Annotated in this window: 28 protein-coding genes; 7 read left to right on the forward strand and 21 right to left on the reverse strand. The window is 30.2% G+C overall.

Annotated features, from left to right (window positions below; translation table 11 throughout):
* Positions 1-59: 59 nt before the first annotated feature.
* Positions 60-797 carry a hypothetical protein gene (locus tag CLOCEL_RS20935; protein ID WP_010074209.1) on the reverse strand — a complete coding sequence of 246 codons (738 nt, stop codon included), beginning with the start codon at positions 795-797 and terminating at the stop codon, positions 60-62.
* A gap of 370 nt (positions 798-1,167) precedes the next feature.
* Between CLOCEL_RS20935 and CLOCEL_RS20940 the strand changes: the two genes are divergently transcribed.
* Positions 1,168-2,292, forward strand: a complete 1,125-nt coding sequence (locus CLOCEL_RS20940) for a macrolide family glycosyltransferase (protein WP_010074210.1) — start codon at positions 1,168-1,170, stop codon at positions 2,290-2,292.
* 232 nt (positions 2,293-2,524) lie between these two features.
* Here the strand turns inward: CLOCEL_RS20940 and CLOCEL_RS20945 are convergent, their stop codons facing one another.
* Positions 2,525-3,346, reverse strand: coding sequence for a nitroreductase family protein (locus tag CLOCEL_RS20945; RefSeq protein ID WP_010074211.1), 822 nt, complete (start codon positions 3,344-3,346; stop codon positions 2,525-2,527).
* 305 nt (positions 3,347-3,651) lie between these two features.
* Here CLOCEL_RS20945 and CLOCEL_RS20950 point away from each other — a divergent pair, with 305 nt between their 5' ends.
* Positions 3,652-4,545: a LysR family transcriptional regulator gene (locus CLOCEL_RS20950; RefSeq protein WP_010074212.1), complete on the forward strand. Its 894-nt coding sequence runs from the start codon at positions 3,652-3,654 to the stop codon at positions 4,543-4,545.
* A gap of 85 nt (positions 4,546-4,630) precedes the next feature.
* On the opposite strand, the gene CLOCEL_RS20955 is transcribed toward CLOCEL_RS20950, so the two are convergent.
* The 8 genes from CLOCEL_RS20955 to CLOCEL_RS20990 form a co-directional block, all read right to left on the reverse strand.
* Positions 4,631-5,818 (reverse strand): iron-containing alcohol dehydrogenase, encoded by a 1,188-nt coding sequence (locus CLOCEL_RS20955; RefSeq protein WP_010074213.1) that lies wholly within the window; start codon positions 5,816-5,818, stop codon positions 4,631-4,633.
* Positions 5,819-6,007: 189 nt separating this feature from the next.
* The gene (locus CLOCEL_RS20960; protein WP_010074214.1) at positions 6,008-7,084 is read right to left on the reverse strand and encodes a DUF4179 domain-containing protein; all 1,077 of its coding nucleotides are present in this window, start codon (positions 7,082-7,084) and stop codon (positions 6,008-6,010) included.
* Positions 7,077-7,649, reverse strand: a complete 573-nt coding sequence (locus tag CLOCEL_RS20965; RefSeq protein WP_010074215.1) for a sigma-70 family RNA polymerase sigma factor — start codon at positions 7,647-7,649, stop codon at positions 7,077-7,079. Before CLOCEL_RS20965 ends, CLOCEL_RS20960 begins: the two co-directional genes overlap by 8 nt.
* Before the next feature lie 350 nt (positions 7,650-7,999).
* A complete protein-coding gene (locus CLOCEL_RS20970) occupies positions 8,000-8,764 on the reverse strand; it encodes an EFR1 family ferrodoxin (RefSeq protein ID WP_010074216.1) in 765 nt (254 codons plus the stop codon).
* Between the two features lie 709 nt (positions 8,765-9,473).
* Positions 9,474-10,376 (reverse strand): sensor histidine kinase, encoded by a 903-nt coding sequence (locus CLOCEL_RS20975; RefSeq protein WP_010074218.1) that lies wholly within the window; start codon positions 10,374-10,376, stop codon positions 9,474-9,476.
* A gap of 57 nt (positions 10,377-10,433) precedes the next feature.
* Positions 10,434-11,327 carry an ABC transporter permease gene (locus CLOCEL_RS20980; RefSeq protein WP_010074219.1) on the reverse strand — a complete coding sequence of 298 codons (894 nt, stop codon included), beginning with the start codon at positions 11,325-11,327 and terminating at the stop codon, positions 10,434-10,436.
* Positions 11,320-12,243 carry an ABC transporter ATP-binding protein gene (locus CLOCEL_RS20985; RefSeq protein WP_010074220.1) on the reverse strand — a complete coding sequence of 308 codons (924 nt, stop codon included), beginning with the start codon at positions 12,241-12,243 and terminating at the stop codon, positions 11,320-11,322. Before CLOCEL_RS20985 ends, CLOCEL_RS20980 begins: the two co-directional genes overlap by 8 nt.
* Positions 12,244-12,373: 130 nt before the next feature.
* Complete coding sequence (locus tag CLOCEL_RS20990; protein WP_010074221.1) at positions 12,374-13,069, reverse strand: response regulator transcription factor; 696 nt, start codon at positions 13,067-13,069, stop codon at positions 12,374-12,376.
* Positions 13,070-13,483: 414 nt separating this feature from the next.
* Between CLOCEL_RS20990 and CLOCEL_RS20995 the strand changes: the two genes are divergently transcribed.
* From CLOCEL_RS20995 to CLOCEL_RS21015, 5 genes are all read left to right on the forward strand, one after another.
* Positions 13,484-13,945, forward strand: coding sequence for a ribonuclease (locus tag CLOCEL_RS20995; RefSeq protein WP_010074222.1), 462 nt, complete (start codon positions 13,484-13,486; stop codon positions 13,943-13,945).
* A gap of 39 nt (positions 13,946-13,984) precedes the next feature.
* Positions 13,985-14,263, forward strand: a complete 279-nt coding sequence (locus tag CLOCEL_RS21000; RefSeq protein WP_010074223.1) for a barstar family protein — start codon at positions 13,985-13,987, stop codon at positions 14,261-14,263.
* Positions 14,264-14,521: 258 nt separating this feature from the next.
* Positions 14,522-15,478 carry a DMT family transporter gene (locus CLOCEL_RS21005; protein WP_013291971.1) on the forward strand — a complete coding sequence of 319 codons (957 nt, stop codon included), beginning with the start codon at positions 14,522-14,524 and terminating at the stop codon, positions 15,476-15,478.
* 136 nt (positions 15,479-15,614) lie between these two features.
* Positions 15,615-15,899 (forward strand): transposase, encoded by a 285-nt coding sequence (locus CLOCEL_RS21010; RefSeq protein ID WP_013291592.1) that lies wholly within the window; start codon positions 15,615-15,617, stop codon positions 15,897-15,899.
* Positions 15,896-16,810, forward strand: a complete 915-nt coding sequence (locus CLOCEL_RS21015; RefSeq protein ID WP_041707166.1) for an IS3 family transposase — start codon at positions 15,896-15,898, stop codon at positions 16,808-16,810. The genes CLOCEL_RS21010 and CLOCEL_RS21015 overlap by 4 nt, the downstream gene beginning before the upstream one ends.
* An 80-nt stretch (positions 16,811-16,890) precedes the next feature.
* Here the strand turns inward: CLOCEL_RS21015 and CLOCEL_RS21020 are convergent, their stop codons facing one another.
* The 11 genes from CLOCEL_RS21020 to CLOCEL_RS21070 all read right to left on the reverse strand — a co-directional run bounded on the left by CLOCEL_RS21020 (position 16,891) and on the right by CLOCEL_RS21070 (position 26,149).
* Positions 16,891-17,247, reverse strand: a complete 357-nt coding sequence (locus tag CLOCEL_RS21020) for an SdpI family protein (RefSeq protein WP_010074225.1) — start codon at positions 17,245-17,247, stop codon at positions 16,891-16,893.
* 188 nt (positions 17,248-17,435) lie between these two features.
* Positions 17,436-18,680 (reverse strand): MFS transporter, encoded by a 1,245-nt coding sequence (locus tag CLOCEL_RS21025; RefSeq protein ID WP_010074226.1) that lies wholly within the window; start codon positions 18,678-18,680, stop codon positions 17,436-17,438.
* A 391-nt stretch (positions 18,681-19,071) separates the two neighbouring features.
* Positions 19,072-20,010: a thioredoxin-disulfide reductase gene (gene trxB, locus CLOCEL_RS21030; RefSeq protein WP_010074227.1), complete on the reverse strand. Its 939-nt coding sequence runs from the start codon at positions 20,008-20,010 to the stop codon at positions 19,072-19,074.
* A gap of 30 nt (positions 20,011-20,040) precedes the next feature.
* Complete coding sequence (locus tag CLOCEL_RS21035) at positions 20,041-20,271, reverse strand: glutaredoxin family protein (RefSeq protein WP_010074228.1); 231 nt, start codon at positions 20,269-20,271, stop codon at positions 20,041-20,043.
* Between the two features lie 92 nt (positions 20,272-20,363).
* Positions 20,364-20,909, reverse strand: coding sequence for a glutathione peroxidase (locus CLOCEL_RS21040; RefSeq protein WP_010074229.1), 546 nt, complete (start codon positions 20,907-20,909; stop codon positions 20,364-20,366).
* Between the two features lie 14 nt (positions 20,910-20,923).
* Positions 20,924-21,406 carry a glutathione peroxidase gene (locus CLOCEL_RS21045; RefSeq protein WP_010074230.1) on the reverse strand — a complete coding sequence of 161 codons (483 nt, stop codon included), beginning with the start codon at positions 21,404-21,406 and terminating at the stop codon, positions 20,924-20,926.
* A gap of 206 nt (positions 21,407-21,612) precedes the next feature.
* The gene (locus CLOCEL_RS21050; RefSeq protein WP_010074231.1) at positions 21,613-21,972 is read right to left on the reverse strand and encodes a zinc-ribbon domain-containing protein; all 360 of its coding nucleotides are present in this window, start codon (positions 21,970-21,972) and stop codon (positions 21,613-21,615) included.
* A gap of 101 nt (positions 21,973-22,073) precedes the next feature.
* Positions 22,074-23,252, reverse strand: a complete 1,179-nt coding sequence (locus tag CLOCEL_RS21055) for an aminotransferase-like domain-containing protein (RefSeq protein WP_013291972.1) — start codon at positions 23,250-23,252, stop codon at positions 22,074-22,076.
* 460 nt (positions 23,253-23,712) lie between these two features.
* Positions 23,713-24,447 (reverse strand): ABC transporter permease, encoded by a 735-nt coding sequence (locus CLOCEL_RS21060; protein WP_010074233.1) that lies wholly within the window; start codon positions 24,445-24,447, stop codon positions 23,713-23,715.
* Positions 24,448-24,486: 39 nt separating this feature from the next.
* Positions 24,487-25,236, reverse strand: a complete 750-nt coding sequence (locus tag CLOCEL_RS21065; protein ID WP_010074234.1) for an ABC transporter permease — start codon at positions 25,234-25,236, stop codon at positions 24,487-24,489.
* A gap of 4 nt (positions 25,237-25,240) precedes the next feature.
* Positions 25,241-26,149, reverse strand: coding sequence for an ATP-binding cassette domain-containing protein (locus CLOCEL_RS21070; RefSeq protein ID WP_010074235.1), 909 nt, complete (start codon positions 26,147-26,149; stop codon positions 25,241-25,243).
* Between the last annotated feature and the right edge of the window lie 13 nt (positions 26,150-26,162).

A 26,162-nucleotide genomic window follows, 5' to 3' on the forward strand; every position in this document is an offset into this window, starting at 1 on the left:
ACGTATCTCCTTAATAGAAAAGTATTTATAGTATTTCCTAATTACTTTTTTCCATTCTACTACAAAGTTCCATACCCCTTATCCTCAACGCTTTCTATTAGTTGCCTTAAAGTAAATGGATTGTATTTTATAGCACTTTTGTATTGATAAGGATAGAATTGCTTTAAATGCTCAAGATAATTGACCCATTGGAAAGACAAGGCTTTATATACCCTAATAATATCGCCTTTAAGATGCGCCTTATCTTCCTTAGTTAGATTTTTGTATTTTATAAATAGAATTTCATCTCTTAAATGCATTAATGCCATAAGTAAGTCTGCGAAAGTTTCATGCTCTAGAACACTCTCATTCCCTATAAGACTAGATAAAATATCCCTACTTTCAACGACCAAATTTCTAAGTTCCAGTAATTTAATCTTTTCAAAATTCACTTCATGGTTATGTTTCTGTAGCTTATTCCTGCACCTTTTCAAATCATTAAAATCTAAATCCAAAGCAGTTAGTTTTTCATCACCAACTACTATTATATTTAGTAACGTAAAACCAATATCACTAAAAAATAATCCTACCAACATATTTAGTTTGCTTAGCCTCTCACGCCTAGTTCGTCTTTCTACTAAGCTATCAAATACAATAGTAACAGCTAATATGTTCACTGGAATAAAACATAGGCTCATCAAAGAATAGTACATTGTATTCTCTAGTTGTCCAAAAATTAAATAATGCCCTAGAAACATTATGGCTGAAATAAAAATTAAGATTAATGAAATCTGAATATAATTCTTCTTATTCTTCATACTTACTCCTTTATAATAACTAATTATTTCATATAAAAAACTATACTTATAGTTATAACAATAACTTCATTATTTTAACATAAAGTGTAATATAATATAAACTTTATTTTGCCATCAAAATTTTAAAAATAATGTTAAGTCTATATAGTACATTTATAACTCACCCTAAAATAAAATTATAGGAATATTATATTACCATAGAATAACAAACGCTCATCATTATCCATTATTTACATTTATGTAATGTTATTGTTGTACATTGTATAATTAGGTTATATAATGTAATCGCAATAATATTATACCAATCCTGATTTATTGTGAAAATTAATATGATTTATAAGGCTAACGCCTTATAAAGGAAAGGGAGACTATGGCAAAGATATTGATAATAAACCTACCAGCATACGGACATGTAAATCCAACTTTAGCACTTGCAAGAGAACTTTCTAATAGAAATCATCAAGTATCATATCTAATTACAGAAGAGTTTAGAGAAGAAATTGAAGCGACAGGGGCAACTGTCATCTCTTACAGTGAGAGAATTAAAAATCTACCTTCAGTAGAAAGCTTGGCTACCCATGTCCCAATTATTTATGAAATGGCACTAGATATTGGTGCAAGTTATGATTGTATTATTTATGAGATGGTATTTTATCTCGGAAAACAGCTAGGCGAAGTTTTAAATAAGCCTACTGTTCACCTAATTTCAACTTTTGCTTTTAATAAAAAAATTATGGATAATGTCCTTAAAGGTCACGCTGTAAAACCAGAAATTTCTCATCAACGAAATGCCTTATTTCAACACTATCAAAAATCTTTAACTGACGTTCCAGGCTTAAACTTAGTATATACTTCTCGAGAATTCCAAGTTTATGGTGAAGACTTCGATCCTAAGACTTACAAATTTGTTGGTCCATCAATTAGTAAAAGAATAATTAAAACTGATATTCCTTTTGATAGCTTAAAGGAAACAGTAATTTATATCTCCTTGGGAACAATAAGTAGTATTTCAAATGACTTTTTTAAAACTTGTGTAAAAGCATTTAGTGGCATGGATGCATCAGTAATCATAGCTGTGGGTAAAAAAGTGGATATAAATTCTTTGTGCTCTATCCCTAGCAACTTTCTAGTATATCAATCTGTTCCTCAGCTAGAAGTTCTTAAATATACAGATGTCTTTATTACTCATGGTGGGATGAATAGTGTACATGAGTCTATATATTATGGAGTGCCAGTTGTCGCTATACCACAACGTGCTGACCAGCCTTTTGTTGCTAAGCGATTAGCTGACTTAAGTTTAGGAAAGGTTATACAGAATGATGAACTTTCAGTAGAAAATTTAAAAAGCTCTGTAAATGAAGTTCTCACTAATCCAGTCTACAAATTAAATATGGATAAAATGAGAGAATTAATGATAAATGCTGGAGGTTACAAATCATCTGTAGATGAGATAGAAAAATACATAGCCGCTCATCTTGAAAAAGCAGCTATTTAATAACTCCCCATGCTAAGATATCTAGCAAGTTGTATGCACATAAACTAATAAAGAAACTTATAAGATAAAAGGGCTATGTAAGGATAACCATGCAGTTTATTCCTTACTAGCCCTATCTATATTTCAGTGCATACTCTTCATAGTTCTATGTGCTTTTCAATATGTTGCTCATAAACTTTTGATGTAGGCTCAACGCTGAACCTCATGTATTAATTTTCTATACAAGAATATTTTATTTCCAAGATACATCAGCACTCTTTCTTGGAACAGTTCTTGAATATTTAACGGCAGGATATCCTATTACCATACAAGCAACTATTTGTTTTCCTGGTTTTACTCCAAGCATATCTACTATTTGTTTATTACCTTTTGCTGCTGCCACAAAGAAGCCACTAAAGAAAGTTCCAAGACCTACTGCATTAGTCATTAACTCCATGTTTGAAGCAGCTAAAGCACCATTAACTTCTGAATTTGCTGTAACAACTATTACAGCTGGAGCATTAAAGAATAAGCTATCATTTTCTTTTGGATTTTCCTTATAACGTCCATACATGTATGCCCACATCTCAGCATATCTCTTATATGACATATTTTCTTCTGTTAAGTTATTTAAAATATTATCTGACATAAATTTAAGCGTCTCAAAGGTTACATTTTTTAATTGTTGCAATCCGTCTCTTACTACTACATAAGATAAGTCTTGTGAGTTTGTACCAGTTTGAGTAAATCTTCCAGCCTCGATAATCTTAGAAAGCTTTTCTACTTCTACTTCCTTATTTCTAAATTGTCTCACTGTTCTTCTGAATTTAATAAAATTTAGAAGTCTTTCTGGCTCTATTTCAAACTCTTCTTTTTGATAATTCTTTACTTCTTCCATATTATATTCATCTGTTGAAACAGCTTCCTTAGGACAGACTGCTATACAGTGACCGCATTTAAAACAAGCTTCATTTTTTATTATAGCTTTTCCATCAACCATCTCTATATCTCTTGGAAAACAATCTTTAATACATTGTCCACAGCCAATACACTTTTCAGCATTTACCTTCATCATAGTTATTCGTCTCCCTTTTTATTATAATTGCTATTCTTTTTCAACTGAATACCTTACGCTTTCTAAAAACTAGCCTTCTTCTTATAGATAATCATAATTAAAACTTGAAGCATTGTTCTCATAAGCCTTTGACTTATCTATAATTAAAATTTATAATTATTTTAGACTAATTTTAAGGAAATTTGCCTACAAAATCGATTATAACATCAACTAACAATCTTAGTCCAATTAATAATATTCACACTTTGATAACCTTTAGTTATAGATGTTAACATAAAAATTACCACAATCAAAGGAGTTTACCGATGAACTTGCAACAGTTAGAATACTTTAAGAAAATAGCTGAAACAAAAAATTTTACTACTGCTGCTGCTTTAGCATCTGTTTCGCAACCAGCTTTAAGTAAATCTATTTCTAAGTTAGAAGAAGAACTAAATGTTCCCTTGTTTGAGCGAAATGGGCGTAATGTTAATTTAACTTCTTTTGGTCAAGCATTTCTGGCTCATGCTGATTTGGCACTAAAAGAAATTGAAAAAGGTATCAAGGAACTAGAAGATATGCTCCAAACTGATAAAGGTATTATCTCCGTAGCCTCAACTTACTGTATCGGCACTTACTTTATGCCATTCATCATCAGTGACTTTTTAAGTTTTTATCCTGATGCTAGATTTCAATTTAATCATGGATCAACTGTTGAAATATTAAATGACTTAAAAGCGGGAAAAATTGCATTAGGATTTTATGATAACGCTGTTGATAATTTTGATAGTCTTCTTCAAAATCCTGAAATAGAGTCTGTATTAGTGAAGAAGGAAGAGTATGTTTTAATTGTTCCTAAAAATCATGCACTTTCCACTGAAACAACAGCTTCATTAAAAGATCTCAAAAATGAAGCCTTTATCGTACTTAAAGAAGGAAATACAGACAAAATGGTTTCTTATTCTGAGTTTATAGGATATACTCCAAAGATTTCGGTGCAACCGAACGAAGCAAGCATGTTAAGTGGTCTAGTTGCAGCAGGAGCTGGAATCACAATCGTACCTAATACGCCGCTTATAAATACAAATACTGTATCTATCGTTAAAATAAAAGAAGACCTTGGATACAAGAGCATCTACATGGGATGCCTTAAAAATGCCTACATATCTCCAGCTGCAATAAAGTTCAAAGAGCATATAATATCCTCCATAAAAAATTAGTAGTCTATTTTTTCAACCAAAAACCTTTGAAATGCAAAAACTATTTCAGAATTAAGATTTTCCCATTCTGAAATAGTTTTTTTATCTATAATAACTTATTTAAAAATTCAATAGCATCTAACTTAGTCATATATCTTGGAACAGGATATGATCTATGTGACTCTTTAAAAGCTGTAGTAATAATTTTATCATAATCTGCTTTTTTTAAACCTTCACATCTGGTTGGTAAGTTCACGTCATCTCTTAGCTGATATATTCTTTTAATAAATTTATCTGCCAATATTGAAGGTTCTTCCTGCTTAGTCCCTAGACCACAAAGTACTGCAAGGGTTGCTAATTCATACTCCGAAACTTTCCTGTTAAAGTCTAAAAGATTAGGTAAAATCATTGCTAAAGTTGCTCCATGTGAATGGTCATATAATTCTGTAAACCTATGTCCAAATCCATGAGCATATCCAAGAGAACATTTATTAAATGATGCTCCAGCTTTATATGATGCTATTGCTAATGCTTCTCTTCCTTCTAAATCATCACCATTATCGTAAACCTTCTTTAAGTTGTCATTTATTAATACAATGGCTTCCTCTGCTAACTTTTTAGCTTCTTCATTCTTATGAGTTGAAATATAAGCCTCAATAGCATGATCTAACGCGTCAAAAGTAGTTTCTGCAGTTACATGCTTTGGTAAAGAAACCATTGTTTCTGGATCTAAAACAGCCAACTCAGGTACTATCTTCTGTGAAACCATCATATGTTTAACATGAGTATTTTCGTCACTAATTACTGCTGCAGCAGTTACCTCTGAGCCCGTTCCTGCAGTAGTTGGTATTGCAATAATTGGTAGAGGTTTTCTTCCTACTTTCATCATTCCTGCTAGTTTTCTAATTGGCTTATCATTAGTAAGTGCAGCTGCAGTTAACTTTGAACAATCTAAAGGTGATCCACCACCTATAACAATAACCATATCTACATTATTCTTTTTACCTAAATCAACAGCTTCTTGTGATGACTTAAATGTTGGATTTGGAGTTACTCCATCATAAATTACATACTTTATTCCTTCTTTATCTAAAGATTCTATTAGCTTATCTATAACTCCATATTTAATAATACTTTTACTTGCGATAATTAAAGCGTTATTATATCCCTTGCTTTTACACCATTCACCAACTTTTCCTCTGGCACCAGTCCCCGTAATTGTTTCAGGTAAAGGCATATTTATTAATTCTGCTAGATTTAAAAATAAAGAGGTTCTAATCTTAGAAAAGTTCATATCAAATTCTCCAATCTCTAATATATTTCCCTACTTGTTTTATTAATAATTATACTATTCCCCTCTATTAATTCAACTGTTTTATGCAAGTGTTAACTATTTGAATATATCTTGTAAATTATCAAATATTTAACACTAAACCTTATCTCTTTAGACCAAGTCTCTTTATTTGTAAATCTATTATAATCCTTAATCTAAATTTATAACTTTATCGATAAATACCTCCTCCCCCATATCTTCATAAACGGTTTCAACTTCTCCTTGAGAATTCTCAGTAGTTCCTGTTACTTGAAGCTTATCTCTATATACTATAATTCTCAAACTCTTACAATCCTTCGACACCCCATTGAAATAAGTTCTCTGCTTATTATCATCATATAACCTACCACTCTCACATTTTAGTTCTATATTTTTATCATCAAATACCCGCACCCCATAATGAGCATGTTCGGGATTTGTACTATTTATAACTATACTAACTGGCGTAATCATAATTGAATCAACTGAAAGCCCATTCGCGGTCTTATAATTAACAGCTATATCTTTACTTATAGTCTTATCCACCTTTACTGGCACCTTAAAAGCCCAATTTCCTTTAAACTTCTGATCTTTATCCCCCTCTTTTAGAGCTTTTGTCCTTATAGAATTGAATTCAACTTCAAAATTAAAGGCTTCCGGTATGTCTGTTTCTAAAGAATTAAGATAGTATCTTTCCATACCAACAAAAGTATGTTCATCTAAAAATTCACCTTCTAACCCAGCAACGCCACTATCATCTAGTTCCTTATTAGAAAAACTTACTTTTTTATACTTTTCTCCAGTTAGAAGCTGATTCCTATCTAAAGGTTTATCGCCCCATGATGTGTACTTAAAAGGTTCCTCACTCTCTACTTTATATGTAATGTACAACCCTTGACCATCACACAATATATCTGATAAAGTAATGTCAATCCCATTATCAGATACTTCTTCATTTACAGAGGTAGCATATTGAGCATACTCACCAGGCAAATAAATATTCTTTTCTATCATTTTAAACACACTTCCAATTATAGGAACTTTCGCTGCTAGTGCTGGATTAATAGCGCTAGAAATAAACACCAATACTAAACAAGCTGCAATAGTTCCAACTGTCATTTTTACTTTCTTAAGCTTTTTAAATTTCAACTCTATAAAGGCTCTTTCTATCCCCTGATCTATAGCCTTATCAATAGCCTTATCTATATTTTCTGTAATCTCTATATTAGATATCTTACAATCATTCATTTAAGTAATCCTCCTTTAAAATCTTACTAAGCCTATCCTTTGCTCTTTTTAAGTAGGTTTTTACTGTGTTTTCTGGTATACCCATCACTTCTGCAATATTTTCTATGGTCATACTATTGAAATACTTTAATATAATTACCGTCTTATAATTATCTCTAAGTAAATCTATAGCATTATATAAATCTAACTTTTCATCTATTGATATACCATTATCTCTCTCTGTAATTTTCATTTTATCGTCTAATAGATAAACACAATTATTCTTATTTATAAAGTCTAAAGAACAATTTATTATTATTCTAGTAATCCATGTTTTAAAATATATAGATTTCTTAAGTTTTCCTATGTTAACCATTGCTCTATATGTACATTCCTGAAGGATTTCTAAAGCATCATTTTCATTCTTAACATAGCTATACGCAGTTTTGTAAAGATAAATTTTATATATTTTCATAAGCTCGCTAAAAGCTTTCTTGTCGCCAGCTATAGATTTTTTTATAAGATATCTCTCATTATCAGTTTCAAATTTAAATATTTTTGATTTCACAGCAATCACACTTTCCATTTTTCCCCCTCATAAGCTTTAAATCATAAAAAACATCGATGTTATATATATTAGACTTAAAATTCTATGATAAAGTTTCAAAATTTTATCCACATATGAAATTTTATATTAATAGTTGCTATAAATATAGAAGTAACTGTAATTTTAATAATCCCATATAACTTAAGCTACATATACATCTTAGAAAGGCTTAACTTCTACCGTTCACATAAACAATAGTCTTAACCGTGTATGAATAAACTTTATTAATAATTTAAAATTACAAAATCTATTCCCTACCTAAAAGACAAAAGGCTAAGGCATTGCAAAATTATTTGCATTCCTTAACCTTGTAATTAAAATAACAAAGATTATTTTATTAGTTCTTCCCTTTTTATATAAGGATTTAAATATCGATTCTTCTTAATAGTCTTTGTCCCTATGTTAATGGCATTTTGTGGACATATATTTATACACGCCATGCAATCTACACATTTACCCTTCCATACTGGTTTTTTATCTTCCATTTCAATATTTTCTATAGGACAAACTTTTTTACACATATTACATCCTACACAACTGTCATTAACATTAAAGTTCTTGTCCCTATTTTTAAAGTATTTTTTTACTAAGTTAACTTCTAACATTCCAAATGATTTCTTTGCCTTAAATTCCTTAATATGTTTCTTCTTAATTGATTGTACAAAATCTTGTAATATATTTTTGTTCGCCTCTATAGAACTTTTAGCTCTTTCTCCTGAGGGATTTCTTCCCATCCTCAAATAATTAGATATATATTTTACCGTACAATAATTGCTTATTTTATTTTTACCTTCTAAAAGCTTATTAAGCTGATAAAAACTAACATCTGCATTCCCACCACCTGTTACTCCAATAGCAAAAACATAAGCATCTTTTCTTATCTTTAGTTTAGAAACAAATTCCTCTGCGACTATTGCCATTCCTGCATAATGAACAGGATATACAAATCCAATGACATCATCATTAACCTCAAATTCTTCATCCTTTGAAAATTTGCCACTCATTGAAATGATTTCACAGTTATCAAAATTCTCCTTTAAAAACTTTGAAACATATAAAGAATTCCCTGTTGAACTAAAATAAAATATCTTCATAAAAAAACTCCACCCCTTTTTTTGATATTATTCTTAAATATTTTAAAATCCCTATATATGAACTATGCTAGAAAATATCCACCTTTAGTAATTAATTATTTTAATCTTAAATAATTGATGACTAATTATAGCGATTATAGCATCCAATAATTAACTTCGTCCAATTACTATTTTTCACTACTCCATAAGTAATAGTTATAGGAACAAAAATTTAATTTCCATTCTCTTAATATACAGGTTTTGATAGATAGTCATAATATATTATATTAATCTCTCAATATATTCTATAAATTTTGATGACACTTCAATAATCGAACTTATGCTTTTATATATTCTCTATGTAGTTTCAATGGTAAAACATAGATATCAATAAAATTAGTACTGCAGAAGCTACAGTACTAATTCTATTAGTTTAATATTTTATTTATAACTCTTCATATAATCTTGTGTCTTATAAAAATCATTCTACTTTCTCATCCTTATTATCGTCGGCATGTTTTGATAACATTTTCTTAGCTTTATATAAAACTAAAATACTAAAAAATTCTCCTCCAATAAAGTTAAATGGAGATATCTCCATTTCTATCACTCCTTTATTTAAAATTTTATTTTTAATAGGTTATCTATTATACTTGCCAACTTAGAAAGTATTATTCATAGAAAGAGACCTTATAGCACTCCATCAAATACTATAAAGTCTCCATATATGTTATAAGTTTTCTTTACCATTCCAAGTTATCTTTATAATTAACATTCCGTCAATTAATTCAGCCTTTATTTTATTACCTAGTTGCTCTACTAATGCCTTAGTTATACTGAGACCTAGTCCTGTATTTTTATCACTTCTTGTTGAATCTGCAGTATAAAACCTATCAAAAATATGTTTTACTTGTTCTTCTTTCAACCTAGGAGCATAATTTTTAAATTCCGTAATTATTTTAGTTCCTTCTTTTTTCAATGTTATAACTACGCTCTTCTCTCCATGCTTCAAAACGTTATTGATCAAATTGGAGAATATCCTCATAACAGCTTTTTCATCTGCAATAACATTAGCTGTTGTTATTTCTGCTATAACTTCTGGCTCTATATTCTTTTTTGTAAAATCTTCATAAAACAATGCTATTGTTTCATACAACATGTTACTCAAATTCACAGATCTTAACTCAAAATTATATTCACTTGATTCAACTCTAGATAAGTCGTAAAAACTAATTATAAGTTCTTGCAATGCTACAGTTCTTCTTTCGATTATCTCCATATATCTACTGCAATCATCTTCAGATGTATTTTCATCTTTTACTAATTGTAAATATCCCATAATAGACGTGAGTGGCGTTCTTAAGTCATGAGAAAGATTTTCAATACTTCTCCTTAATTCTTCTTCTCTATGCTTTATGGTACAATTAATTTTTTGATTATCTTCATATAATCTATTTATCGATAAGACCAATTCCTCAATATCCTTATCTAAAGTCATCATTCTTATATTATAGTATTCACCTTTAGTTTTTGTAATTTGCTCTGTAATTTTATTAATATCTTTTTTATATCTATAGATATAAGTGAGTAAGACACTAATAATTGTTAACAGAAAAAATATTACCCACAGCATTTTACTCACTCCTCTCTTAAATTTAATACATAATCATTAACTTAAATCTATACTATTCTATTTTATATCCTGTTTTCTAAATAAACCTATCCCAGCACCAGTCGCTATTAATAATGTTAGTAACCCTACAATTATCGCTTTTAATATATCACCGTTTGTTGATTTTATAGATGTTGCCAATGCCCAATTATACGATAATGAATACTGATACATTTTATCAAACCAATCAAACTTTCCATAAAGAAATGAGATAACCATTGGCAAAACTGCCATTGTTACTATACCAATTCCGATTGTGGCTCCACTGCTTTTTACTAAAGTTGCAATAAGCATTAGTACAGAAATAATTCCCATACCTACTGCCATAGCTCCTAAGAAATTCATTAGCATCCCCAAAGCTTGAGAAGGACTAAACGCCTCACCCCAACCAAAAAGAGTTATTCCTCCTATAGTAGCTACTACAAGTATTATTCCTAATACTGCTGCAAGTCCAATAGCGCAAGCAATCAATTTGGAAACATAATAATATTCCCGCCTCTTCCCGTAAGCTAATATATTTTTTATTGTCCCTGTTGAATATTCCTTCGCAACCATAGCCCCAATTAATACAGCCATAATCATCTCTATTATTCCAGACCCAAAGGCAGCATGATAAGTTTCTTTTGCAGTAGGTTTAAAAATATCGTTTGCTTGTATATGAAACCCTAATCCACTGCCAGGTATTATGACAGAATCATTTTCACCACTACCAGCACTTTGGAGTGTATCCATGAACTGTTCCTGTTGTTCTGGTGACATTCCCTTTAAACTGCTTTTTATAAATTCCTCAGAAGACATAAGTTTTGTTAGTCCTAATACTCCTATAGCTAAGAATAAAGCTATTGCACACAACACCTTAAAAGTTCTTGTTTTAAATAACACATATAGTTCGGCTTTTATTAATCTAAGCATTCTTGCCACCTCCAACTACACTTAAAAAATACTCTTCTAGATTTTGTCCCTTTAATCCTATATTACTTATCTCAATATTATTACGAATTAAAAGAGTATTAATTTTGGCTACATCATTGAGATGACTATATACTTTTATTATACTATTTTCTACTACTGAGTAATCTATAATATCTAACTCTTTTTCTAATAATACAACTGCTTTCTTTGCATCATCAACTTTGATTTCTATATACTGTTTACACTTTTCATATAATTGCTCAGCAGAAATCTCCTCAAGTAATTGTCCATTATCAATTATTCCATAACAAGTTGCAAGTTCTGAAAGTTCACTTAATATGTGGCTTGATACTAATATTGTTATATCTTTTTCTTTATTTATTTTCTTGAGTAATTCCCTAATTTCAACGATGCTCACAGGATCAAGACCATTTATAGGCTCATCTAAAATTAAAAATCTTGGGTTTCCTAAAAGTGCATTTGCAATACCAAGCCTTTGTTTCATTCCTAAAGAAAAATTCTTAACCTTTTTATTGCTTGCACCTTTTAAATCCACTAGTTCTAGAACCTCTTCAATACATTGCTTTCCTGCGATATTTCTTACAAGCCTTGATACTTCAAGATTCTCTTTTGCAGTCATATTGCCATAAAAAGCGGGCATTTCAACTAAACTTCCCACTATTGTCCTAGCTTCATTCAATCCCTTTTCATTACTTACTCCTAAAAGTTCAATTTCTCCACCAGTTTTATGAATCAATCCAGTTACTATTCTTATTAAAGTAGTTTTCCCAGCTCCATTTTTACCTATAAAGCCATATATATCCCCTTTTCTTACTGTCATCGTCACGTTATTTACTGCTAGTTGATTTCCATATTTTTTTGAAAGCTTATGAGTTTTAAGTATAATTTCCTTCATAAGTTTGCCTCCTTAATTCTCTATAACATCATAAATCCAATTTCAAGATGATTTATCTGATGCCCTATGATTACATTATGGACTATATTTTATAAGTTGAACTAAAGCAAATCTTAAGAAAGTATTAAGATTATTCTTGAAACTTAAAACCTATCCCCCAAACAGTCTGTATGTATTTAGTTTCACTATCTACCTCTGATAACTTGGAACGCAGATTACTCATATGAACATTTATCGTATTATCATCCCCTAAAAATTCATCATTCCATACAGTTTGAAATATATTGGCTCTTGTAAATACCTTTTTAGGGTTTTTCATTAATAACTCTAAAATTTCAAATTCTCTAAAGGTTAAAGAAAGCTGTTTATCTTTTACGAAGGCTTCTCTCGCATCCAAATCTAAAGTAATATTTTTATAAATAAGCCTATTACTCTCTTCCTTTGAATTTGAAAATTCTTTATATCTTCTCAGCTGCGCTTCGACTCTCGCAACTACTTCATATATATCAAAAGGCTTACTTACAAAATCATCTGCACCAAGCTTTAAAACATTTATTTTATCCCCTTGAGCAGTTTTTGCTGAAATAACTATTATAGGCATAACTTTAACTTTTCTTATTTCTGCTATTAAATTCTCACCACAAATTCCTGGCAACATTAAATCCAGTAGAACAATATCATAGTCGAATTGTTCTAAACACATTTTTGCCTCTGAACCAGAATATGCACCTCTTACTCTATATCCTTCTTTAATTAAGATATTACATAAAAGTTCATTAATATCTATATCATCTTCAACTATTAATACCTCTATATTATCATCCATCAACGACGTCCTCCTAATCACAGCTAAAATCCTCAAACTAATTTTATCAATTCCTTCCCATTAATTAACTTATTTCTCATTATACTTCATGAAAGAATAACTTTAAATATAAACAACTATGAACATCAAAAGATATTATATCTTCATACCAATTTAATATAGATGTTCTCGTTTAATTCTTTACGTATTCATCTTTCAATATTTATTAATGAACTAGAGAAATATGAGTTTGATTTAATGAAATAATAGCTAGAAAATACTTTTCTAAATTTTCTTAAAATTGTGTAAAATATTTTTCACCCTATTTTATTTGTAATAAAACTGTTATATAGTAGATATATAATAGTTTTTACTTTATATAGAATTTAGTAATTACAAACCGTTAAAAGTTTATTAAGAAAGGGGGGATCTTATATGAAAAAAATTTTTAAGAAACTGAATATATTTTTAGTTTTTGCGCTTTTACTTTCTTCATTGTTTAACACAGTATTTCTAACTCCAACCGATACATTTGGAGCAACGACCGCTACTTCATCTAGCACTAAAGTAATAAATACATTCCAAGGTGTTGCAGACTATATACATACATATGGTAAACTACCGAGTAACTTTATTACCAAAGCTCAGGCTACTAGCTTAGGTTGGAAACCTGGAAAAAACCTTTGGAACTATGCACCTGGCAAAAGCATAGGCGGTGATATATTTATAAATGCTGAAAAACATCTTCCTTCAGCTTCTGGTAGAGTCTGGCATGAATGTGACATAAACTACAATGGTGGGCAAAGAGGTGCTGATAGAATAGTATTCTCAAATGATGGATTAATATATGGTACAAGTGACCACTATAAAACCTTCAAATGCTACTACAAAAACTAACTTATAATAAAAATTTAAAGTCCTTAAGGAGATTTTCTAATGAATAACATAGTCATATTAGATGGTTCACAATTTACTAGTAAGGAAAGGCTTCATGATATATTAAAATCAGAACTTGCACTTCCAGACTATTATGGCAACAACTTAGATGCCCTTTGGGATTGTCTCACAGGATACATAAAATTACCTATAAGTGTAGAGTGGACAAACTTCAAACAAAGTAAAGAACTCTTAGGGGATTATGCTGAAGCTACCTTAAACATATTTTTAGCTGCTTCAAATTCCTTAAAAGAAGATTTCTGCATAAATGTCCATTAAAAATCTTTCAATTTCATGGTAAGTTTGAAAAAACCTAAAAATAGCTTGTATCACTAGCTATCTTTAAGGTTTTTTTACGTAAAATAACCCTACTCAGCAAATTTAATAATCCCGTCCCCCTCCACTTGTATCCTACAATCTACCTAGAAGAATCCTCTGTCATAATTTTATCTAATCCGTTTCTATATCATTTGACTGCAAATTTCCAATACTATATACTAAACCTATTGGTATTTATACATTTTGGGGGCTTTAACAATGAAAAAGGGCTATTTATATATTTTTTTAACAACAATTATCTTTAGTACTATGGAGATTGCATTAAAGTTTGCAGCTGGAACTTTTAATCCAATACAAATTACCTTTACTCGCTTTTTTATAGGAGGAATCTTCTTAATACCTTTTGCACTGACTACTCTTAATAAAAAGAAGATTATTATTTCTATAAAGGACTTATATTTCTTTGCTTTTTTAGGTTTCTTAGGTGTTGTTGTAAGCATGGCACTTTATCAATTAGCTGTACTAAACACCAAAGCGTCTGTAACTGCTGTATTATTCAGTAGCAATCCTGTATTCGTTACAATCTTAGCTTTTTTTCTTCTAAAAGAAATTATATATAAAAATAATATTATCGCATTATTTCTTGAACTTATAGGAATTATTATAATTATAAATCCATTAAATACAAAGCTTAGTTTATTAGGTGTTACTCTTACTCTTGCCTCAACTCTAACCTTTGCCCTCTATGGTGTTAGCGGTAAAAGGAAGTGTGCTAAATACGGCGGTATTGTAGTTACTTGTTTTGGTTTTTTATTTGGAAGTCTTGAAATGCTTGGTTTAATAGGTATTAGCCATATCTCCCCGATTGCCAACTATCTTACTACACAAAACCTTGATATTTTCTCAAGGATACCATTGTTTTCTGGATATTCCATCCACATACTTCCCGTAATAACTTATATCTGCATAATTAATACTGGTGCAGGCTATGCTTGCTACTTTAAAGCTATGGAAAAAACCTCGGCACAAACTACATCATTAGTTTTTTTCTTTAAACCTATTTTAGCTCCAATTCTTGCACTAACAATTTTACATGAGTCAATTCCTATTAATATGCTAATTGGGATTGTGTTTATTCTTATCGGATCACTTACATCCATTCTTCCAGGATTAAAATTTCAAAAATATAATAATATAAATGTTAGTAACTTATAAATAATTTACTAAATAAAAAAGGTTTCCTATCCTTAGAAATGGTGCTAGAATCTAAATAGTACAAATTAAAATGAGAAAATCCTATATAGAAAAAATATGATACAATACTGGTATTGTATCCAAGGAGGATCTCATTATGGCAAAACATTTAGACAAACAGTTTAAGATTGATGCAATTCAATATTATCAAGATCACAAAGAATTAGGACTAGTGGGGTGTGCTAAGAATCTTGGCATTAGTCAGCAAACTCTTTCCAGATGGCAGAAAGAACTGCGAGAAACTGGCGATATAGAAAGTCGTGGATCTGGCAATTATTCTTCCGATGAGGCAAAAGAAATTGCTCGTTTAAAACGTGAATTACGTGATACTCAGGATGCTCTTGATGTATTAAAAAAAGCCATCAGCATTCTGGGAAAATAACAGAAGCTCTTTACCTAGAAGTTTCTGAAAAGACGGAAGCTGCCATGAAAGAAAACCGCCAGGTTTCCGTCTCTGGAATGCTGAAAATATTGGGTGTTTCACGGTCTGGTTATCGTGCATGGCAGAAACATATGCCTTCTGATACGCAAAAACGTAAGGAGGCTGTTAAAGTAAAAATTAAGGATATTTACGATGATTCCAAACAAAACTATGGTGCACCCAAAATTGCAAAAAAGCTACAACAAGATGGAGAAATCATTTCTCAGCGTACTGTTGGCAAGTATATGGAAGAACTAGGAATCAAGGCTCAATGGATCAAACCTTGGACAGTAACAACCAAAGATTCTGATTTCAGTAATGAACTTCAAAATATTCTTGATGAACAATTTAACCCTGAACGCCCAAATGCCGTGTGGTGTAGTGATATCACTTATATTTGGACAACAGACGGGTTTGTTTATCTAACCAGCATTATGGATTTATATTCAAGGAAAATCATCGCATGGACGCTTTCAAAAACTCTGGAAGCAGCATGTGTAATAGAAACAATAAACAAAGCCAAAGCAAGACGAAATACTGAGCAACCACTTATCTTGCATAGTGATCGAGGAAGTCAATACGTTTCAAATGAATACCGAAAAGCTACTGAAACAATGCAACTAAGCTATTCTAAGAAAGCCTTTCCATGGGATAATGCTTGCATCGAATCCTTTCATTCCTTAATCAAAAGAGAATGGTTGAATAGATTCAAAATCTGTAATTACAGACAATCATATCGTCTAGTATTCGAATATATTGAAGCCTTCTATAATACACAACGTATTCACAGTCATTGCGACTATATGTCGCCAGATGATTTTGAAAAGCTGTATGAAAAAGCAAAAAAGGAAGGAATGCTATTGGCGAGTTAAGATGAGGATAAACTTCTCATTTTAACTTGTACTAAATCTTGACATAGGACCAAAAACCTTTTTTACATTTTCATATCATCTTACATGTTTTCTCTTTTCTTAATAACTTTAATCAAATGAATTTGTGATAATATTGCTACTATAATAAGATTGACCAATGATTGTAAAGTAATATATAACCCAACTTGGTCACTTGGTATGGAATTTATAAACTCCTTCAATGTTGTAAATTTTATAACATACTCAATTATTATATTTATAGTTCCCAAAACAATAAGCACCTTTCCAGCATACTTATGCGTTTCTATCCAATTTTCATCTGATTCTTTTGCTAAAGGCAACTTAATTCCTATTAATCCATTCTTATCTTTAGGCGGTGCACTTGACCAAAATACACCAACTATAATAAAAAGTGATGGTAAATAATAAATTACCACAATACCCTACCTCCATTTTGCAAACATCAATCTTAAAATGTATTTTTATCTTACTTGTAATCAGCAAAACAGGTAGATCCTAAATTTAATTCTTTTAGTTTTCTACCCGTTTTATCTATTATCATTCTATTTTAACCGTAAATTACTTATTCTGTAAATATAGTAACTAATGTACATCATGTTCCATTTTAATGTTTTACCGTCTCCAATTTCACAGCGGAGTACGTACAAATACTTGCTACAACTATAGTAAATATAATCAATGGATAAAAGCCAAATAAATCGTTAACTAACCCTGCTAGATAGCTACAAAATGCTAATGGAAACAACACAATTGTATTCAAAGTCATATAATCTATCCTATTTTTTTCTCCTACTACATCAAACATATAATTTCCATACCCAAGCCAAGCACCAGTTTTAGCTCCAGCTACAATTATAATGCCACACATAATAGGGAATGTATTGATATAAGTATTAGTAAGTAAACAGATTAAGGTGGATATAGCTACTGCAAGCCCTATTATTTCAGCAGTTACTATAACATTTCTATTTCCAAACCTTTTACTTATTTTCCCCCACAAAAATCCTCCAATCATAGATCCAAGCACTTGACATACAACCAAGGTTGAAACTTCTGCAGTACTATATCCTAGTTTATTCTTACAGATAACAATAATGAAAGGAATTAAAAGTTCTGCAAACCTTGAAAAAACCTGAGATATAGTCATCTTTTTATAGTTATCGTTTTTATTTAATAGTTTTGGCAATGTCATAAAATACTTTAAAACATGTACATCCTCTTTTTTCACTGTTCTTGGGGTATCTTTAACTGGCAAAATAACAATTGCTGATATCACAAGTGTTATACCTCCAGCAGCAAAAATCATTACATATTTAATATTCTCAGGAATTGCATCATTATCTAATATCAACTTAATAAAATATCCTGCACAAAGGGACGCTATTCCGCCGAAAAACAACTGATTTCCTTGAATTTGACCTCTTAAATTTCCTGGGATAGTTCTAGCAAAAACATCACCCCAAGATACTGCAGTAAGGCCATTTATTCCCCAGAAAGTACAATACATTATAACAAAAGACCAAAATATTACTAACGGCTCTTTTACAAATAACAGTACTGGAATCATTAGAAAAGGAAGAGGCCTATGAATAAATATAGTGACCTTCAAAAGTTTTGACATATCCTTAACTGATGATAGATATGGTCCAAGCAACAGCTTAGGTAAAAGTTTAGCTATCATTATTAATGTCATCGTTAGACCTAAAAGCTGTACACTTCCTGTAAAGGTGTCAACAAATATTGGTATTACTGTGCTTTCTCCGAAAAAGGCTATACCAAAGAAGAAAAATGTGCCTTCTAAAGTCATTGATAATAAATTCCGCTTAGAATCTTTACTTGTATTGCTCATAATGAAGTCCTCCTAGTTAGCCTTAAAGCTAATATGCTTTAAACCTAATGATATCTTTCGTAAGTTCAACAGCTATTATAATAATGAAAAATACATATTAAAATGGTTTATCCTATTATGACAATGGACTTTCTTATACAATAACTTAAATTTTAAGGTATGAAATCAATATATTACCTTCCCCTATAATTTACAGGGAGCATAACTAATAAAAATTCCCTGGCTAAGTCCAATAAAATTACTTAATTCAGAACAAAATTTCTTTCCTAAAAATAATATTGTTATATATTTTGCAATAACGTAAAAAAGTATAATATATTTTTAAATACAACAAAAAACAGTAGTAATCACTATAATGCAAATACTACTGTTTTAACACTTATTCAATTTTTTACTTTCTGCTAAGTTCCTCAATATATTTCTCCGCTGCTAAAGCTGCAATAGTTCCATCTGATACAGCAGTAGTTATTTGCCTAAAAGGTTTTTGTCTTACATCCCCAGCAGCATAGACACCTTTAATATTAGTAGTCATTCTGTCATCTGTTATCACATAGCCACTACTATCTAGATTAATAAACTCCTTAAATAAGTCCGTTTTAGGTTCTGTTCCTATATAGCCAAATACAGCTTCTAATTCTAATTCCTTTTCCTCATTTGTTTTTGTATTTCTTATAATAGCCTTGTTCACAAACTTTTCACCTTCAACATTGACTAAATCCCAATTATACATTATCTCAACCTTCGGATTTTTCTCAAGTTCTTCTAATGTGGCCTTTTCCCCTTTAAAATAATCATATCTTCTTATCATGATTACCTTAGAAGCAAACTTAGTTAAGAACAGTGCTTCTTCTAAAGCAGAATTTCCTCCGCCAACTACAGCCATTGTAGAGCCCTCATACATTGCACCATCACAGACTGCACAATAATGAATTCCTTTGCTTGAAAACTTACTTTCATTTGGCACAGGTATCTTTTTAGGAGTTGCTCCAGTAGAAATTATTAAAGTCTTTGTTCTATATATATACTTCTTAGTTTCAATCAGCTTTTCTTCGTCTTTAAGATTAACACTAACAACGCTATCAAACTCATCTATTTCAGCCCCTAATTCTACAGCCTGTTCCTTCATTAGATCAGCTAAAGCTCCACCTTCAATGGTTTTAAAGCCAGGGTAATTTTCTATAGTATAGCTTGACCTAACCTGTCCTCCAACCATTTGATTTTCTAGAAGTAGCAAACTCAACTTAGCTCGTGCACCATAAATTGCTGCTGTCAAACCAGCAGGACCTCCTCCAATAATCAGGAGGTCCAAATCTTTAATTTCCTTACTCATTAAACCAACTCCTTATAGATAAATGGTGTTTTAAAGATTTAATAACCTATCTATTTCTTCCTTATCAAAACCTAAGATATATTGTCCATCTATATCTATAATTGGTACACCTCTTTGACCAGTCTTTTCAACTATTTCTTTTGCTGCTTCCTTATCTTGAGTTACATTAATTTCTTTATAATCAACCCCGTTTGAAGCTAAATATTCCTTTGTTTTAACGCACCATGGGCATGTATTTGAAGTATAAACTGTAACACTCATTATAAATTCTCCTCTCAATAGTTAATTTTTTTGTGATAATTACTCATATAAGTAAATTACCCATATGTTTTTTTATCTATACTGATTATTTTCTATAATAAGCTTTTTATAGCTTCTTCCATCTCTGATGGTTCTGATGTTGGTTCAAATCTTTTTACAACATTTCCATTTCTATCAACAAGAAATTTTGTAAAATTCCATTTTACTGAATCCCCTTCTAAATAAGAAGGCATCTTTTCTTTAAGTACGTTGTATAAAGTTTCTCCAATTGGGTGCTTCATATCAAACCCTTCAAATGGCTTTTCATTAGTTAAATAATTAAATAGTGGATGTGCTGTTTCTCCTCTTACATCAGTTTTTTCAAAAATTTGAAAATCAACCCCATAATTTGCTTGGCAGAAATTTTTAACCTCTTGATTATCCCCTGGTTCTTGTTCTGCAAATTGATTGCATGGGAATCCAAGTATTTCTAATCCTTGTTCTTTATACTCATCATATAATTTTTCTAAGCCTTCATATTGTGGCGTAAATCCACACTTGCTTGCAGTATTAACTACTAAAACAACTTTACCCTTATATCTATCTAATGAAATTTCCTCTCCATCAATAGTTTTAGCTTTAAACTCATAAATTGCCATATCTTATTTCCTCCCTATGCTTTTTTTATTAAACTTTCAATAGTTTCTTCAATTTTTGATGGTTTAGTAGTAGGTGCAAATCTATCTACCACATTACCTTCTGCGTCTACCAAGAACTTTGTGAAGTTCCATTTTACGCCCCCACCTAATAATCCTTTTTTAGCTGTTGTCAGATACTTATATAAAGGATCCGCATCATCTCCATTTACATTTACTTTTGCGAACATTGGAAATGTTACATCGTAAGTGCTTTGACAAAAATTCTTTATAGCAGCATTATCTCCTGGTTCTTGGTTACCAAATTGGTTACATGGGAAAGCAAGAATTTCTAACTTATCATTTCCGAATTTTTTATACAAATTCTCTAAGTCTTCATATTGTGGTGTAAATCCACACTTACTTGCAGTATTAACAATTAATAAAACCTTACCCCTGTAATTTGAAAGACTCACTTCCTTACCATTTATATCTTTTACATTGAAATCATATATATTCATCACATTCACCTCTAAATTTTTATTGACTACAATTAAATTGTACACAATTTAATTTTTCGTGTCAATGTTTTTTTGTAATAATTTTTTGAATTGAATATATCTTTGATAACAAAGCTTTCTCTGACCTAAATTATAGTATTATCAAAAAATAAAAAACCATGCAAAGCATGATTTTTTAGCTAGAATCAATATTCTTTTTTAACAATCTAAAGTTGTTTGTTTTTATGTTCTTCCATATGTTTTAAAAAGTTAGCTTGTGTTCCATTTTTACCTTGATATCTTAGAAAATCCTCACTAGGATTCATATTAGGCTTATCGACTCCCCCCACTATATCAGATTTCATTTTCTCAAATTGTTCTTCTGTAAGTTCTATATAACTGCCACATTTTGGACACCCAATTACGTATTTTGTTTTATATGGTATTATAGGAATAAAAAATAATGTGAACCAAGTTCTTATCATGTATAGTTTCCATATATCAGTAGTATTGCAATAATTACAAGTCCGTTGAAAAACTGATCCTATGATTTTTTTAGTTACTTTACCCCATCCAAAAATTATCATTCTGCCACTCCTAACTGCATTTTTTCATATAATTATAGCATTGATTAATATTGCACTCAATTTGGGGCTTAGTCTAGCTTATTTTTATAATGAATTATTTTTTATTTTATAAAACTTTTGAGAACCATTCCTAATCGTCGTATTCCTTCAACAATTCGTTCATCAGGCATATTTGAATAATTTAATCTAAAGGTATTTTCACAACCACCATTTGGGAAAAAGGAATCTCCTGGTACAAAAGCTACGTTCTTTTCAAGAGCTACCTGAAAAACTTCTTTAGCTTTTATACCTTTAGGCAATTCAACCCACATGAATAATCCACCTTCTGGTAAGGTATGCTTTGTTCCGTCTGGAAATTCTTTTTGGATGCATTCTATCATAAGCTCTCTTCTATGTCTATAAGTGGCCTTTATTTTTTCTATGTGATCATCTATATTGAATAATTCCATATATTTTGCAGTTACCATTTGTGCAAATATATCTGAATGAAGATCTGTACTTTGCTTGAATGGAACATATTTCTTCATTAAAGTTTCACTAGCACACATCCATCCAATTCTAAAGCCTGGGCAAAATATCTTTGAAAAAGTGCTAAGATAAATAACCCTTCCCTCTGTATCAAAACTCTTTACTGGAGGAATGCTTTCACCAGCAAATCTAACCTCACCATAAGGATTATCTTCTATTACAGCAATATCATATTTATTAGCTAAATCTACTAACTTTTTTCTTCTACTAAGACTCATAGTCCTCCCCGTAGGATTTTGGAAATCAGGTATTGTATATATAAACTTAGCATTTGGAGTTTCCTTTAATACTTTTTCCAATTCTTCCATAATCATTCCTGATTCATCCATAGGAACTTCCTTGAAATTTGGAAGATAAGTTTTAAATGCCTTAATTGCTGCAAGGTATGTAGGGCTTTCACAGATGATTACATCATCTTTATCTATGAACACCTTTCCTGAAAGATCAAGACCTTGCTGAGATCCTGATGTTATCATAATATCTTCAACTTTTGTATCTATACCTTGGTTTTTCATTCTTTTACAAATCGCTTCTCTTAAAGGTACATACCCTTCTGTAGTGCTATACTGAAGTGCAGATTGGCTATTAGTTCTGAGCACTTCTTGACAAACTGTTTTTATTTCTTCAACTGGAAATAACTCTGGAGCAGGCAATCCTCCTGCAAAAGATATTATCTCTGGCTTTTCTGTTACCTTTAAAATTTCTCTTATCTCTGATACTTCAATGTAATCATTTCTTTTAGCAAATTTCATAATCAATTCCCCCACTATGCATAAAATACTTTTTCTTTTCCTTCGCCCTCTTTTTTGCTTAACATAATACTTGAATATAAAATATTCAAATCTCAATATATACTTAAACTACATTAATTCTAACTTCAATTCGGCAAATAGATATAAACACTAGAATTTCCATTTGTTTTTTATTATATCATTATATAAAGATAATATATAGTCACTTACATATAATCTAAGTAATTTCAGTGCCCTTAGCACTAGCTAATTCTTCCCATTACCAAACTAGAAATACACTTTCACCGTCAAGTTGTTGTCCATAATTAGCACAAAAAATATCCAATCTAGAATTTACTTTCTTTTATTCTAGATTGGATATTTGCATGTAATGAAGTTTTGATACTTAATCATAAAATTATTGATACTTGAAAAGATCGCTCACCCAAAAAAAGTTAAACATCTTATAAAGAATAACTTTTTACACTTCAGAACGTTTATATAAAATAACACTCATAATACTATAAAGTGTAAACACTCCCAAATTAACAACCAAGGTCTTTACTATTTCATTTCCATTCATATTCATACCTATTATCTGATTAACTTGAGATTGAATTGTATACTCACGTAAAAATTCTAGCTTTTGAAATACACTTGAAGCAAGTGATAAAAATATATCACTAAAATTCACAATAATTAAATACACTGCAAATATAACATAATCATTTTTACCTAAAATAGTTATAACATTAAGGAAAGCTAATGCTCTTAATATTATTGGAATGAGTATAGCAAAATAAATAACTAGGCTTTCAACTTGCGCAAAGCTATAATCACTCCCTTTTTTAAAAACTAATATAGAAAGCAAAAATAGTAGTAGGACCATTGTGTATGATAATATAACTATTAAACTTTGCACTATCTGTTTTCCAAAGAATATACTAGTTTTATTACCTGTTAAAATTACTGAATTTTTTAATGTATCATATTGATATTCTTCCTGGTATATAAAACTAAATATCATTAATACATTAATTATCAAATTAAATTTGCTTGGAATACTATTTGAGATCAATATTACCCTATCCATATCATTAAAAAATCTAAGATACACACAATAAAATATAATGACTACAGCTATACTCACATTTATTATCCAATAATAAGAACTGTTCTTCAACTTATATATTTCACTTTTTAAAATATTCTTCATAATTACCTCAGTTTCACCTTATTTAATCACATTCTGTTATTAATAAATTTCTGCTTTCTTAGCCATTAAATTTAAATTAAATACAAGTAGTGTACTATATACTAATCCCGTTATAGCTGTAAGTAGACAAGCTGAAACACTAAATTCATTGTAAAAAAGATTTCCTATTTGTGCAGGCATAAAGATTACTCTTAAGATAGTATTAGAGCTTCTATATAGCATAAACATAATTATGGCATATATCTGAATGTATCCATAATAATAAATTACACATATCAATATTTCTTTTTTTACTAAAATAGCTAATAAATCGATAATAGCTATTCCTGTTGCAAAACACGGTATGGTTGAAAATAGTTTTATGAAAAATCCAATAAACATCGAATTTGAATAACCTTCTCCTGGAGGAAGCATTTGAATAGCTACCCCTAAGAACAAAAACAATATAATAGCCATTATAACAGCCATTATTAACTGAACTATATACTTTGCTAAAAACATTTGCTTTCTACTTAAATTAACGTTAACTAAATTCTTAAAAGTCTTATTTCTAAAATCTTCTGTGAATATAGGAAGGAAAATTAGAAGGATTGCATTAATACCAATAACCAATAAATTGCTTATGCTAAGAATTCCATATCTAGTTAAATTAAGTATAGATTCAGCCATCAAAAGTTTCGGTAAAACTCCACCAATAAATAAGCATCCAATCCCTAAAGCAAATGTAATAACAAATAAATATGGTCGTTTAATAACTTTATATATCTCACCCTTAATGTAATTCAACATATCTTTATTCCCTCCCTATTAACTCTAGGAAATATTCTTCCAAGCTTATACCATTCATTTCTAAAGAATATACATCTATATCATTTTCTAATAATATACGATTAATCTGATTAGAGTTTTTATTAAAATTAAATATCTTTATTTGCCTATCATCAACAATTTCATATGTGGTACACTTTAACTTTTCTTCTAAGACTTTCGAAGTTCTTTTAGCATCACTAACTTTCACTTCAATATAGTGTGTACATTTTTCTTCTAACTGTTCAGCCGTTATTTCTTCTATTAACTCTCCTTTATCAATAAATCCATATTTTGTTGCTAATTGTGAAAGTTCGCTTAAAATATGACTTGAAATAAAAATAGTTGTTCCAAGTTCTTTATTTTGCTTGATTAATATATCTCTAATTTCCTTAATGCCTTCAGGATCAAGACCATTTATTGGTTCATCTAAAATTAATAAATCTGGATTACCTAAAAGTGCTAAAGCCAATCCTAAACGTTGTTTCATTCCTAGTGAAAACTTTTTAAACTTTTTATCTCTAGCATCACTAAGCCCAACCATCGAAATGACTTCATTAACATCTACCTCTTTAGGCAACCCTTTTACTATTTTATAATATTCAAGATTTTGTTTAGCTGTAAAATACGGATAAAAAGCTGGGTTCTCTATCATAGCACCAATTCTAAAGTGCTGATTAATATTGTTCTTTGAATGACTATCAAATAGTTTAATCATCCCTTTACTAGTATTTACCATAGATAATACCATTTTCATTATTGTTGTTTTACCTGCACCATTTTTTCCAACTAAACCATATATCTCTCCAGGCAAAATTTTCATATTAACATTATTCACTACTTTTTCATTTCCGTAATATTTTGTTAACTGCTCTGTTACTAACACTGTATCCATGATTAAATCCCTC

Origin of the sequence: Clostridium cellulovorans 743B, from assembly GCF_000145275.1 — a bacterium.
Taxonomy (GTDB): domain Bacteria; phylum Bacillota; class Clostridia; order Clostridiales; family Clostridiaceae; genus Clostridium_K; species Clostridium_K cellulovorans.

What these genes read in the sequence shown, in the direction of transcription:
- CLOCEL_RS20935 (WP_010074209.1), bottom strand. Translation starts at nt 797, where the DNA reads ATGAAGAATAAGAAGAATTATATTCAGATTTCATTAATCTTAATTTTT.
- CLOCEL_RS20940 (WP_010074210.1), top strand. Translation starts at nt 1,168, where the DNA reads ATGGCAAAGATATTGATAATAAACCTACCAGCATACGGACATGTAAAT.
- CLOCEL_RS20945 (WP_010074211.1), bottom strand. Translation starts at nt 3,346, where the DNA reads ATGATGAAGGTAAATGCTGAAAAGTGTATTGGCTGTGGACAATGTATT.
- CLOCEL_RS20950 (WP_010074212.1), top strand. Translation starts at nt 3,652, where the DNA reads ATGAACTTGCAACAGTTAGAATACTTTAAGAAAATAGCTGAAACAAAA.
- CLOCEL_RS20955 (WP_010074213.1), bottom strand. Translation starts at nt 5,818, where the DNA reads ATGAACTTTTCTAAGATTAGAACCTCTTTATTTTTAAATCTAGCAGAA.
- CLOCEL_RS20960 (WP_010074214.1), bottom strand. Translation starts at nt 7,084, where the DNA reads ATGAATGATTGTAAGATATCTAATATAGAGATTACAGAAAATATAGAT.
- CLOCEL_RS20965 (WP_010074215.1), bottom strand. Translation starts at nt 7,649, where the DNA reads ATGGAAAGTGTGATTGCTGTGAAATCAAAAATATTTAAATTTGAAACT.
- CLOCEL_RS20970 (WP_010074216.1), bottom strand. Translation starts at nt 8,764, where the DNA reads ATGAAGATATTTTATTTTAGTTCAACAGGGAATTCTTTATATGTTTCA.
- CLOCEL_RS20975 (WP_010074218.1), bottom strand. Translation starts at nt 10,376, where the DNA reads ATGCTGTGGGTAATATTTTTTCTGTTAACAATTATTAGTGTCTTACTC.
- CLOCEL_RS20980 (WP_010074219.1), bottom strand. Translation starts at nt 11,327, where the DNA reads ATGCTTAGATTAATAAAAGCCGAACTATATGTGTTATTTAAAACAAGA.
- CLOCEL_RS20985 (WP_010074220.1), bottom strand. Translation starts at nt 12,243, where the DNA reads ATGAAGGAAATTATACTTAAAACTCATAAGCTTTCAAAAAAATATGGA.
- CLOCEL_RS20990 (WP_010074221.1), bottom strand. Translation starts at nt 13,069, where the DNA reads ATGGATGATAATATAGAGGTATTAATAGTTGAAGATGATATAGATATT.
- CLOCEL_RS20995 (WP_010074222.1), top strand. Translation starts at nt 13,484, where the DNA reads ATGAAAAAAATTTTTAAGAAACTGAATATATTTTTAGTTTTTGCGCTT.
- CLOCEL_RS21000 (WP_010074223.1), top strand. Translation starts at nt 13,985, where the DNA reads ATGAATAACATAGTCATATTAGATGGTTCACAATTTACTAGTAAGGAA.
- CLOCEL_RS21005 (WP_013291971.1), top strand. Translation starts at nt 14,522, where the DNA reads ATGAAAAAGGGCTATTTATATATTTTTTTAACAACAATTATCTTTAGT.
- CLOCEL_RS21010 (WP_013291592.1), top strand. Translation starts at nt 15,615, where the DNA reads ATGGCAAAACATTTAGACAAACAGTTTAAGATTGATGCAATTCAATAT.
- CLOCEL_RS21025 (WP_010074226.1), bottom strand. Translation starts at nt 18,680, where the DNA reads ATGAGCAATACAAGTAAAGATTCTAAGCGGAATTTATTATCAATGACT.
- trxB (WP_010074227.1), bottom strand. Translation starts at nt 20,010, where the DNA reads ATGAGTAAGGAAATTAAAGATTTGGACCTCCTGATTATTGGAGGAGGT.
- CLOCEL_RS21035 (WP_010074228.1), bottom strand. Translation starts at nt 20,271, where the DNA reads ATGAGTGTTACAGTTTATACTTCAAATACATGCCCATGGTGCGTTAAA.
- CLOCEL_RS21040 (WP_010074229.1), bottom strand. Translation starts at nt 20,909, where the DNA reads ATGGCAATTTATGAGTTTAAAGCTAAAACTATTGATGGAGAGGAAATT.
- CLOCEL_RS21045 (WP_010074230.1), bottom strand. Translation starts at nt 21,406, where the DNA reads ATGAATATATATGATTTCAATGTAAAAGATATAAATGGTAAGGAAGTG.
- CLOCEL_RS21050 (WP_010074231.1), bottom strand. Translation starts at nt 21,972, where the DNA reads ATGATAATTTTTGGATGGGGTAAAGTAACTAAAAAAATCATAGGATCA.
- CLOCEL_RS21055 (WP_013291972.1), bottom strand. Translation starts at nt 23,252, where the DNA reads ATGAAATTTGCTAAAAGAAATGATTACATTGAAGTATCAGAGATAAGA.
- CLOCEL_RS21060 (WP_010074233.1), bottom strand. Translation starts at nt 24,447, where the DNA reads ATGAAGAATATTTTAAAAAGTGAAATATATAAGTTGAAGAACAGTTCT.
- CLOCEL_RS21065 (WP_010074234.1), bottom strand. Translation starts at nt 25,236, where the DNA reads ATGTTGAATTACATTAAGGGTGAGATATATAAAGTTATTAAACGACCA.
- CLOCEL_RS21070 (WP_010074235.1), bottom strand. Translation starts at nt 26,149, where the DNA reads ATGGATACAGTGTTAGTAACAGAGCAGTTAACAAAATATTACGGAAAT.